This window comes from Pseudomonas songnenensis, assembly GCF_003696315.1.
GTDB classification, from domain to species: domain Bacteria; phylum Pseudomonadota; class Gammaproteobacteria; order Pseudomonadales; family Pseudomonadaceae; genus Stutzerimonas; species Stutzerimonas songnenensis.
The window spans coordinates 483,672-495,254 of the sequence record NZ_RFFN01000003.1; the positions used below are offsets into that span (position 1 = coordinate 483,672).

The following is an 11,583-nucleotide window of genomic DNA, read 5'->3' on the forward strand; positions in this document are numbered from 1 at the left end:
CTCATTGCAAATATCGCGGACGACGCGCAATCGGCCGGCAAGCGCAGTAAAATGCCGCGCTTCTCCGATGCCCTCCTGCGAGTCACGCGCCATGAGCACCCCCTACCGCACCGAGCTGCTGTCGCCCGCCGGCACGCTAAAATCCATGCGCTACGCCTTCGCCTACGGCGCCGATGCGGTGTACGCCGGGCAGCCGCGTTACAGCCTGCGTGTGCGCAACAACGAGTTCGACCACGCCAACCTCAAGCTCGGCATCGACGAGGCCCACGCGCTGGGCAAGCAGTTCTACGTGGTGGTCAACATCGCCCCGCACAACGCCAAGCTGAAGACCTTCATCAAGGACCTGGAGCCGGTGGTGGCGATGGGCCCGGATGCGCTGATCATGTCCGATCCCGGCCTGATCATGCTGGTGCGCCAGCATTTCCCGCAGATGACCATTCACCTCTCCGTGCAGGCCAACGCGGTGAACTGGGCGACGGTGAAGTTCTGGGAAAGCCAGGGCGTCAGCCGCGTGATCCTCTCCCGCGAGCTGTCGCTGGAGGAGATCGGCGAGATCCGCGAGCAGGTACCGGGCATGGAGCTGGAAGTGTTCGTCCACGGCGCGCTGTGCATGGCCTACTCCGGCCGCTGCCTGCTGTCGGGCTACATCAACAAGCGCGATCCCAACCAGGGCAGCTGCACCAACGCCTGCCGCTGGGAGTACAAGACCCACGAAGCGAAGGAGAACGAGATCGGCGACATCGTGCACAAGTACGAGCCGATCGCCGTGCAACAGGCCGAGCCGAGCAGCCCTGAACCGACCCTAGGCGTCGGCGCGCCAACCGATGAAGTGTTCCTGCTCGAAGATAGCAGCCGTCCGGGCGAATTCATGTCCGCCTTCGAGGACGAGCACGGCACCTACATCATGAACTCCAAGGACCTCCGTGCCGTGCAGCACGTCGAGCGCCTGGTGCAGATGGGCGTGCACTCGCTGAAGATCGAGGGCCGCACCAAGAGCCACTACTACGTGGCGCGCACCGCGCAGGTCTACCGCAAGGCCATCGACGATGCGCTCGCCGGCCGGCCATTCGACAAGTCGCTGATGGATACCCTCGAATCCCTCGCCCACCGTGGCTACACCGAGGGCTTCCTGCGCCGCCATGTGCATGACGAATACCAGAACTACGAACGCGGCTTCTCGCTCTCCGAGCGCCAGCAGTTCGTTGGCGAGCTGACCGGCGAGCGGCGCAACGGTCTGGCTGAAGTGACGGTGAAGAACCGTTTCACCGTTGGCGACAAGCTGGAGCTGATGACGCCGCAGGGCAACCTGAACCTGCGCCTGGAGCAACTGGAGAACAAGCGCGGCGAAGCCATCGAGGTGGCCCCGGGCGACGGTCACACCGTCTACCTGCCGGTGCCGGAAGACGTGGACCTGCGCTACGCGCTGCTGATGCGCGAGCTCGAAGGCAGCACCACCCGCGGCTGACGCCGCTAGCGCAGCAACTCGGCGAACTGTTCGGCCGGCACCGGCGGGCTGAGCAGGTAGCCCTGAATCTCGTCGCAGTGGTTGGCCTTGAGGAAGTCCATCTGCGCCTGGGTTTCGACCCCCTCGGCCACCACCTTGCGTTCCAGGCTGTGGACCATGGCGATGATCGCCCGGGTAATCGCTGCGTCCTGGCTGGAATGCTCCAGCTCGCTGATGAAGGAACGGTCGATCTTCACGTAGTCCACCGGGAAGCGCTTGAGGTAGCTCAGCGACGAGAAACCGGTGCCGAAGTCGTCGATGGCCAACTTCACACCCAGCGCGCGCAGCTGTTCGCTGATGCTGATGGCATTGTCGATGTCGTCGAGCAGCTGGCTCTCGGTCAGCTCCAGTTCCAGCATGGTCGCCGGCAACCCGGTTTCCTCCAGCACCTGACGCACCAGGCTGACGAAGTTGCCCTGGCGTAGCTGCTTGACCGACAGATTCACCGATACGCGGATCGCGGCCAGCCCGTCCTGCTGCCACTGGCGCGCCTGACGGCAGGCCTCGCGCAACACGAACTCGCCAAGCGGAATGATCAGCCCGGTTTCTTCGGCCAGCGGAATGAATTGCGCCGGCGCCACCAGCCCCAGCTCCGGGTGACGCCAGCGCACCAGTGCCTCGGCGGCTTCCAGGCTGTCGTCCGCGAGGCTCAGCCGCGGCTGGTAGAACACCTCCAGCTGCCCCACCTCCAGTGCCTTGCGCAGCTGATTCTCCAGCTGCAGGTACTGCATGCTCGAGGCCTGCGGCCGGTCGGTGAAGAACTGCAGGGTGTTACCGCCCAGATGCTTGGCCTGCTGCATGGCGATGTTCGCCTGGCGCAGCAGCACCTCTGCATCGCGGCTGTTGTCCGGCAACAGGCTGACGCCGATGGAAGCACTGATCACCAGCTCCTGCTCGTCGATGATCATCGGCTTGCGGATCCGCTGCAGCACCCGGCTGCCGAGATGCGCCAGGCTGCTGAGGCTGCCGTAGGCATCGAGCAGCACGACGAACTCGTCGCCGGACAGGCGCGCAATGGTGTTCGCTTCCGTCAGGGTCATGGACAACCGACGCGAGACTTCGCGCAGCAACGCATCGGCCGCCTCATGACCGAGGCTTTCGTTGAGCAGCTTGAAGCGGTCCAAATCGATGTACAGCACCGCCAGATTGCGCCCGCTACGCCGGACGCGCTGGCAGGCCTCATGCAGGCGCTCCTTGAACAGGCCGCGGTTGGCCAGGCCGGTCAGGTCATCGTAATGGGTCAGGTAGCGCAGGCGCTCCTCGATCTTGCGCCGCACGCTGAGATCGGAAATGAACGCGACCACGTGGGTAACGCTGTTGCCGGCATCGCGTACTTCGCGCAGCTGCACCCACTGCGGGTAGATCTCCCCGCTCTTGCGCATCTCGATCAGCTCGCCCTGCCACTGGCCGTGGCGCTCCAGTGCGTCGCGCATCGCCGCGTACTGGCGCTGGCTTTCCGGCGAGCCGGCGATTCGCGCGATGCTGCGGCCGAGCAGTTCCTCGCGCTCATAGCCGGAGAGCGCGCAGCACGCGTCATTGACGGCCAGCACCCGGTAATTGGCGTCCATGATCACCATGCCTTCGCTGGCCGCCTCGAACACCGTGGCGGCCAGGCGTTGCTGCTCGGCCTGGCGGCGGACCTCACTGATGTCGCGGCGGGTGCCGATCATGCGCAGCGCGCGGCCGGAAGCATCGCGCTGGATCACCCGGCCTCGATCCTCGAGGCAGAGCTCGCTGCCATCGGCGCGCAGCGCGCGATATTCGACGGCGAACTGCTCGGTTTCGCCCTTCAGGTGAGCAATCAGGGTGGCACGCACGCGGTCCAGGTCGCCCGGATGGATGTCCGGCAGCGGCGAGCCATTATCGTCGTGGCGTTGCTGCCGCCCGATGCCGAACACCACTTCCAGACGGGAATAGTGCACCCGGTTGTGCTGCAGGTCCCAGTCCCACAAGCCAAGCCCGCTCGCATCCAGCGCCAGATTCAACCGGGCCTCGCTCTCGCCGAGCTCTGCGGTTCGCTCGTCCACGCGCTGCTCGAGACTGTCGTAGGCGCGCTGCAGCTGCTGCTCGGCGTGACGGCGCTGCTCGACCTCCTTGGCCAGCCTGACGTTCAGTCGCTCAGAATCGCGCCCAACCTTCTCCAGCCGCTCGATCAACTGCAGCTTGTGCCAGCGCTGCTCCAGACTGTCGCTGAGCAGACGGCTGATCTGCCAGGCAATCAGGCTGAGCGTCGCCAGCACGATCAACGCCAGCAGACCCCAGCCCTGCTGCAGCGGATGACCGCTGTTGACCAGCAGCAAGCCGGTCGGCAACAGGCTCGGCACGGCGAAACTGAAGAACGCGGGTAGGCTGACGCCATAGGCGACACTGGCGGCTACCACCACCGAGCCGATCAGACCATAGAGCAGCGCCTGGGTAACGAACGCATCGGCCGGCACCAGCGCGACCATGGCATAACAGAGACTCAGGGCAGAGGCTGCACTGCCCAGCATGAAGCGCCAACGCCAGTACGGCGCGGCCTGCAACTCGGTGCTGGCGCGGTTGAACGCCATGACTTGCTGCAGTCGCAACAGACCCAAGGCGAGCATCCATGACAGCCAGACAGCTAGCCCGACACCCGCCTGCTCGCCCCACAGCACAACGCCACAAGCCAGCGTGGTCAGCAACAGCAGCACGGCGGGGAGGCGGGAGCCGCGGTAGAGCAGCCGCGTACGCTCAGCGGTCTGATCGAACAGCGCTTGCGCATCAGGCAGAAGCTGGGCCGATGCAGGGCAAGCGGCTCTAACGAAATCGGTCATGGCTGTTGTTCTAATAGTAGCTGCACCCGAATGAGGCTCCTCGGAAACCACGGGCGATAATGGCACGTTGCTAGCGTTGCGTCATACGGCGACACGTCGGAAAAAGTGTCGAAGCTCACATTCGCCGACCGGCGGACGCAGGCTGATGCACCCTTCCCAGCCGCCCCGGGGCGCCCTTTCCGGACCCGAAACGGCGCGGCAACGGACCACAGGAACGAGCGCAGCGCGGGCATTTCCAATAGAATGCCGCGATGCATGACGATCTCTCTCTCCTCCTGAATTCCCTCAACGATGCTCAGCGCCAGGCCGTGGCCGCGCCGCTGGGACGTCAACTGGTATTGGCTGGCGCTGGCTCGGGCAAGACCCGCGTACTGGTGCACCGGATCGCCTGGCTGAATCAGGTCGAACGCGCCTCGCTGCACTCGATCCTGTCGGTGACCTTCACCAACAAGGCTGCCGCCGAGATGCGCCAGCGCATTGAGCAGTTGCTGCACGTCAACCCGCAGGGCATGTGGGTCGGCACCTTCCACGGCCTGGCCCACCGCCTGCTGCGGGCGCACTGGCAGGAAGCCAAGCTGGCGCAGAATTTCCAGATCCTCGACTCCGATGACCAGCAACGCCTGGTCAAGCGGGTGATCCGTGAACTCGGCCTCGATGAGCAGCGCTGGCCGGCACGGCAGGCCCAGTGGTGGATCAACGCGCAGAAGGATGAAGGCCTGCGGCCGCGCAACATCCAGGCCGGCGGCGATCTGTTCCTCGCCACCCAGCTGAAGATTTACGAAGCCTACGAAGAGGCCTGCGCCCGCGCCGGCGTCATCGACTTCTCCGAGCTGCTGCTGCGTGCCCTGGACCTGTGGCGCGACCACCCCGGCCTGCTCGAGCACTACCAGCGGCGCTTCCGCCATGTGCTGGTGGATGAGTTCCAGGACACCAACGCCGTGCAGTACGCCTGGCTGCGCCTGCTGGCCAAGGGCGGCGAAAGCCTGATGGTGGTCGGCGACGACGACCAGTCGATCTACGGCTGGCGCGGCGCGCGGATCGAGAACCTGCATCAGTTCAGCGCCGATTTCCCTGACGCCGAAACCATCCGTCTGGAGCAGAACTACCGCTCCACCGCCTGCATCCTCAAGGCGGCGAACGCGCTGATCGCCAACAATCAGGGCCGTCTCGGCAAGGAACTCTGGACCTCCGGCTGCGAGGGCGAGCCGATCAGCCTGTACGCCGCGTTCAACGAGCACGACGAAGCGCGCTACGTGGTCGAGAGCATCGAGAAGGCCATCCGCGACGGCATGAGCCGCAGCGAGATCGCCATCCTCTACCGCTCCAACGCCCAGTCGCGGGTGCTGGAAGAGGCGCTGCTGCGCGAGAAGATCCCCTACCGCATCTACGGCGGCCAGCGCTTCTTCGAGCGCGCCGAGATCAAGAACGCCATGGCCTACCTGCGCCTGATCCAGACCCGCGACAACGACGCGGCGCTGGAGCGGGTGATCAACGTGCCGGCCCGCGGCATCGGTGAGAAGACCGTCGAATGCCTGCGCCAGTTGGCGCGTGAGCAGGGCCTGTCGATGTGGGCGGCGCTGCATCAGGCGGTCGGCACCAAGGCGGTTTCCGGCCGTGCGGCCAGTGCACTGAACGGCTTCGTCGAGCTGGTCGACACCCTGGCGCTGAAGGTCGAAGGCATGCAGCTGCACAACATGGCGCAGCTGGTCATCGAACAGTCCGGCCTGCTGGCCTATCACCGCGACGAGAAGGGCGAGAAGGCCCAGGCGCGGGTAGAGAACCTCGAGGAACTGGTTTCCGCCGCACGCGCCTTCGACAGCTACAGCGAAGAGGACGACGACGTCCAGTCGCCGCTGGCCGCCTTCCTCGACCACGCCTCGCTGGAGGCCGGCGAACAGCAGGCCGGCGACCACGAGGACAGCGTGCAGCTGATGACCCTGCACAGTGCCAAGGGCCTGGAGTTCCCGCTGGTGTTCCTGGTCGGCATGGAAGAAGGCCTGTTCCCGCACAAGATGAGCCTGGAGGAATCCGGCCGTCTGGAAGAGGAACGCCGCCTGGCCTACGTCGGCATCACCCGCGCCATGCAGCAGCTGGTGATCACCTACGCCGAAACCCGCCGGCTCTACGGCAGCGAGACCTACAACAAGATCTCCCGTTTCGTCCGCGAAGTGCCGCCTGCGCTGATCCAGGAAGTGCGCCTGAGCAATACCGTGACGCGCTCGTTCAGTGGCAAGAGCATGAGCGGCTCCTCGCTGTTCGACGGCGCCGGCGTGCCGGAAACGCCGTTCAGCCTCGGCCAGCGCGTGCGTCATTCGCTGTTCGGCGAAGGCACCATCCTCAACTTCGAAGGCTCCGGTGCCCAGGCCCGGGTGCAGGTGAATTTCGAAGACGAGGGCAGCAAATGGCTGATGCTCAGTTACGCAAAACTTGAAGCCCTATGAGGTTGACGCTAACGTCAACGCCTCATACAACAAGAAAGACCAAGGAAACCGACCCATGAAACGCCGCCATCTGTTCGGTGCTGCCGCTGCCTTGCTTGCTACCCTCGGCCTTGCCGGCTGCAATGACGACAAGAACGTCGAAAACGCCGGCCAACAAGCCGCCAGCGAACCCGCCAAAACCTACACCTGGAAAATGGTCACCGCCTGGCCGAAGAACTACCCGGGCCTGGGCACCGCCGCCGAGCGCCTGGCCGACCGCGTCAAGGTGATGAGCGACGGCCGCCTGACCATCAAGGTTTACGCTGCCGGCGAGCTGGTGCCGGCGCTGGAAGTGTTCGATGCCGTTTCCCGCGGCACCGCCGAACTGGGTCACGGCGCCGCCTACTACTGGAAAGGCAAGGTCCCGACCGCGCAGTTCTTCACATCGGTCCCGTTCGGGCTGTCCGCCATCGAAATGAACGCCTGGCTCAGCAAAGGCGACGGCCAGAAGTTCTGGGAGGAAGCGTATGCACCCTTCGGCGTGAAGCCGATGGTGGTCGGCAACACCGGCATGCAGATGGGCGGCTGGTACAACAAGGAAATCAATGCACTGGGCGACCTGCGCGGGCTGAAGATCCGCATGCCGGGCCTGGGCGGCGAAGTGCTGGCGCGCCTCGGCGCAACCACCGTGAACCTGCCTGGCGGCGAAGTGTTCACCGCGCTGCAGACCGGCGCCATCGACGCCACTGACTGGGTCAGCCCGTACAACGATCTGGCCTTTGGTCTGCACAAGGCGGCCAAGTACTACTACTACCCGGGCTGGCAGGAGCCGCAGGCGGTGCTGGAACTGCTGGTCAACCAGAAGGCGATGGATACCCTGCCCGAGGACCTGCAGGCCATCCTCACCGAGGCAACCCGTGCGGCCAGCCGCGACATGATGGACGACTACGTCTACAACAACGCCCTGGCGCTGGAACAGCTCAAGCAGCAGGGCGTGGAGCTCAAGCGCTTCCCTGACGAAGTGCTCGACGCCATGCAGGAGCAGTCGGAGCTGGTGCTTGGCGAGCTGGCCGCGCAGAGCGAGCTGAACGGCCGTATCTGGGCCTCGATGAAAGCCTTCCAGGAACAGGTCAAGCCGATGCACGAGATCTCCGAGAAAGAACTGTACAACTGGCGTTGAGCCAGCTGCAGCACAAGAAACGGAGCCGTCAGGCTCCGTTTTCGCATCTTGCCCTGTGCTCAACCGGCGCGACCAACGGTCGCAAGCAAAAGCCGGTAACATACTGCCGCTGGCCAACCCCTGCCGGCCTCGGCAGGATGGCGCGCGTACTCCACTCTTTTCAGCGGGAACACTCAATGCAACGTGTGCTTAGCATCTTCATGGCGCTGTGTATCAGCCTGACCTTCGCGCTCGACGCCCACGCCAAGCGCTTCGGCGGCGGCAAGAGCTTCGGCTCGGCGCCCAGCCACCAGACCCGCCAGGCGCCTCAGCAGACCCAGGCAGCACCGAACCAGGCTGGCCGTCAGACGCCCGCTGCTGCCAGCGGCGCTTCGCGCTGGCTCGGCCCGTTGGCCGGCCTGGCCGCCGGTGGCCTGCTCGCCTCGATGTTCATGGGCGACGGCTTCGAAGGCATCCAGTTCATGGATATCCTGATCTTCGGCGTGATCGCATTCCTGCTGTTCCGCTTCCTCGCCGCCCGCCGTCGCCAGCAGCAGCCTGCCATGGCCGGCCATGCCCCGATGCAGCGTGAAATGCCGCAGCAGCCTGCGACCTCCATCTTCGGTGGCAGCGCCGCCCCGGTTGCCGCCGCTCCGGTGATCAACGCCCCGGCCTGGTTCAACGAGCAGAGCTTCGTCGCTGCGGCCCGCGAGCACTTCCTCTCGCTGCAGCAGCACTGGGACGCCAACGAGATGGACAAGATCTCCGAGTTCGTTACCCCTCAGCTGCTGGGCTTCCTCAAGCAGGAGCGCGCCGAGATCGGTGATGCCTATCAGTCGACCTACATCGACGATCTGCAGATCCAGCTCGACGGCGTCGACGACGATGCCGAAAAGACCACCGCCACCCTGACCTTCAGCGGTGTATCGAAGACCTCGCGCTTCGACCAGGGCGAGCCGTTCAGCGAAAGCTGGCGCATGGAACGTGCCCAGGGCGAGAACCAGCCCTGGCTGGTCGCCGGTATCCGTCAGAACGCCTGACCGGCACCATTCCGGAACCCACACCGGCCTGCCTCCGGACAGGCCACGAAGACCCCGCCCCGGCGGGGTTTTTCGTTTCTGCCGCGCCCTCCTGCGACCTTTTGCTGTGCAAAAAAAACCGGCCGCGGAGCTAACCGCGGCCGGCACAGCGACGCATCCGATCATTTCCTGAGAAAGTCCAGCAGGTCCTGATTGAAGCGCCCCTTGTGGGTGTCGGTGAGGCCGTGCGGCGCGCCGGGATAGACGATCAGCTTCGCACCCTTGATCAGTGCGGCGGATGCCTTGCCCGAGCTGTCCAGCGGCACGATCTGGTCATCGTCGCCGTGGATCACCAGCGTCGGCACGTCGAACTTCTTCAGGTCGCCGCGGAAATCGGTGGCCGAGAAAGCGGCGATGGAGTCGTAGGTGTTCTTGTGCCCGGCCTGCAGCCCCTGGGCGCGCCAGTTGTCGATCAGCCCCTGGGAAACCTTCGCACCCGGACGATTGAAGCCATAGAACGGGCCCGAGGCGAGGTCGAGATACAGCTGTGCGCGATCCTCCAGCGATGCCTTGCGGATGCCGTCGAAGACTTCCAGCGGCAGGCCACCCGGGTTATCCGCGGTTTTCAGCATCATCGGCGGCACGGCGCTGACCAGCACGGCCTTTTTTACCCGCCCAGTGCCGTGCCGACCAATGTAGCGCGCCACCTCCCCGCCACCGGTGGAGAAGCCCACCAGGGTGACCGCCTTCAAATCGAGCGCTTCGATCACCGCGGCCAGGTCATCGGCGTAGTGATCCATGTCGTTGCCTTGCCACGGCTGACTGGAGCGCCCATGACCGCGGCGGTCGTGAGCGACCACGCGATAGCCTTCGGATGCGAGGAACAGCATCTGCGATTCCCAGCTGTCCGAATTGAGCGGCCAGCCATGGCTGAAGGTGACCACCGGACCATCCTTCGGGCCCCAGTCCTTGTAGTACAGCTGCACGCCATCGGCCGTGGTGATGGTGCTGGCGGTGCGGACGCTGGCGATGCTGGATGTCGGTTGCGTCGCCTGCATCGGCTGCGCGGCGAAGGCCGGCTGCATCGCGATGGCCAGCAGCGGGAGGGTGAAGGTACGGATGATGGCATTCATGGCGTGTGTCTCCTGTTCGTAATTACGATGGGCTGGATCAATCGGCGAGGATCAGGGTTACGTCGATGTTGCCGCGGGTGGCATTGGAGTACGGGCAGACCACGTGGGCCTGCTCGACCAACTCCTGCAACACGTCGCGGGCGATGCCGGGGGCACTGATGGTCAGCTCGGCCTCGATGCCGAAGCCGGTGGGGATCTGGCCGATGCCGACCTTGCCGGTGATGCGCGTATCCGCCGGCAGCGTGACCTTCTGCTTGCCGGCGACGAACTTCAGCGCACCGAGAAAGCAGGCCGAGTAACCGGCGGCGAACAGCTGCTCGGGATTGGTGCCGGGGCCGCCAGCGCCGCCCAGTTCACGCGGCGTGGACAGTTGCACGTCGAGCGCCTGGTCGGACGAACTGGCGCGGCCTTCGCGGCCGCCGGTGGCGGTTGCAGTGGCGGTGTAGAGGATCTTCTCGATGGACATGATGGTGACTCCTGTTTCTGGTTGCCGGAGCGGTGCTGCCCGGTAAGCGCTATTCTCCTCAGCACGAAAAACTATTGGTGACGTAAAGTCTTTGAAAATTGATCAGGAGTACAAAGATGGCTGACCGCCTCGCCGCACTGATGACGCACTTCCCGATGCGCGCCCAGGTGTTCAACACCGGGCCGCTGTGCGGCATCAACACGTTGCAGAGCGATGGCGTGCACGGGCAGCTGCACCTGGTTCGCCGCGGCGAGGTGGAGGTCCGCTACGGCCGGGAGACGCTGCACGTCACGCAGCCGAGCCTGCTGCTGTTCCCGCGACCGCTGACGCATCGCTTCATCACCGCGCCGGACCGCGAGGTGGATATGGTCTGCGCGAACCTGACGTTCGAGGGGGGCAGCGCCAACCCGATCGCCTCTGCCCTGGCCGATCTGGTCTGCCTGCCGCTGGATGGCGTGTGGGGCGCCGAGCCGGTGCTCTCGCTGCTGTTCGAGGAAGCCTTCGAGCAGCGCTGCGGGCGCATGGCGCTGGTGGAGCGGCTGGTAGAGGTGGTGATGATCCAGATCCTGCGTCAGCTGATGGAAAGCGACGAGGTCAGCGGCGGCCTGCTCTCCGGCCTCGCCCATCCGCGTCTGCGCAACGCGCTGGTGGCGATGCACGAAGCGCCCGCCCAGGACTGGACGCTCGACAACCTCGCCGGCGTCGCCGGAATGTCGCGTAGCGCCTTCGCCACCACCTTCCGCGAAACGCTCGGGCAGACGCCCGGCCAGTATCTGCAGGGCTGGCGCGTGCGCCTGGCGCAGAAAGCGCTGCAGCGCGGGCGGCCGCTGAAGGTGATCGCCACCGAGGTCGGCTACGGCAGCGAAGCGGCGCTGTCACGGGCATTCAAGGCGCAAGCCGGACAAACGCCGCGGGAATGGAAGAACCAGCTTGCCGCCTCGACCAGCGCCTGAACGCGGCGCGCGACCACCACAGGCCGAACGACTGGCTACATGTGCAGCCGCGATTCCGGGAATTAATTCTTCACTTTCTGAAAGCTTGGCTAAGCTCCTTGGCAGACGCCGGCAAAGCATCGGCGTTCCAG

At 65.1% G+C, this 11,583-nt stretch carries 8 protein-coding genes; 5 read left to right on the forward strand and 3 right to left on the reverse strand.

Features of this window, described 5'->3' with window-relative positions:
* Positions 1-91: 91 nt before the first annotated feature.
* Positions 92-1,465: a prephenate-dependent tRNA uridine(34) hydroxylase TrhP gene (trhP, locus tag EA798_RS10920; protein WP_122098954.1), complete on the forward strand. Its 1,374-nt coding sequence runs from the start codon at positions 92-94 to the stop codon at positions 1,463-1,465.
* A 5-nt stretch (positions 1,466-1,470) separates the two neighbouring features.
* Here trhP and EA798_RS10925 read toward each other — a convergent pair whose 3' ends face one another.
* Positions 1,471-4,302, reverse strand: a complete 2,832-nt coding sequence (locus tag EA798_RS10925) for a putative bifunctional diguanylate cyclase/phosphodiesterase (protein WP_122098955.1) — start codon at positions 4,300-4,302, stop codon at positions 1,471-1,473.
* A gap of 251 nt (positions 4,303-4,553) precedes the next feature.
* Here EA798_RS10925 and uvrD point away from each other — a divergent pair, with 251 nt between their 5' ends.
* From uvrD to EA798_RS10940, 3 genes are all read left to right on the forward strand, one after another.
* A complete protein-coding gene (uvrD, locus tag EA798_RS10930; RefSeq protein ID WP_106156457.1) occupies positions 4,554-6,743 on the forward strand; it encodes a DNA helicase II in 2,190 nt (729 codons plus the stop codon).
* Positions 6,744-6,798: 55 nt separating this feature from the next.
* Positions 6,799-7,902, forward strand: a complete 1,104-nt coding sequence (locus EA798_RS10935; RefSeq protein WP_106156459.1) for a TRAP transporter substrate-binding protein — start codon at positions 6,799-6,801, stop codon at positions 7,900-7,902.
* Positions 7,903-8,078: 176 nt separating this feature from the next.
* Positions 8,079-8,921, forward strand: a complete 843-nt coding sequence (locus EA798_RS10940) for a Tim44 domain-containing protein (protein ID WP_015278734.1) — start codon at positions 8,079-8,081, stop codon at positions 8,919-8,921.
* Positions 8,922-9,082: 161 nt separating this feature from the next.
* Here EA798_RS10940 and EA798_RS10945 read toward each other — a convergent pair whose 3' ends face one another.
* Together EA798_RS10945 and EA798_RS10950 are read right to left on the reverse strand one after the other, a co-directional pair.
* Positions 9,083-10,033, reverse strand: a complete 951-nt coding sequence (locus EA798_RS10945) for an alpha/beta fold hydrolase (RefSeq protein ID WP_122098956.1) — start codon at positions 10,031-10,033, stop codon at positions 9,083-9,085.
* Between the two features lie 37 nt (positions 10,034-10,070).
* The gene (locus EA798_RS10950; protein WP_122098957.1) at positions 10,071-10,499 is read right to left on the reverse strand and encodes an organic hydroperoxide resistance protein; all 429 of its coding nucleotides are present in this window, start codon (positions 10,497-10,499) and stop codon (positions 10,071-10,073) included.
* A gap of 116 nt (positions 10,500-10,615) precedes the next feature.
* Between EA798_RS10950 and EA798_RS10955 the strand changes: the two genes are divergently transcribed.
* The gene (locus EA798_RS10955; protein ID WP_122098958.1) at positions 10,616-11,452 is read left to right on the forward strand and encodes an AraC family transcriptional regulator; all 837 of its coding nucleotides are present in this window, start codon (positions 10,616-10,618) and stop codon (positions 11,450-11,452) included.
* Positions 11,453-11,583: the final 131 nt, after the last annotated feature.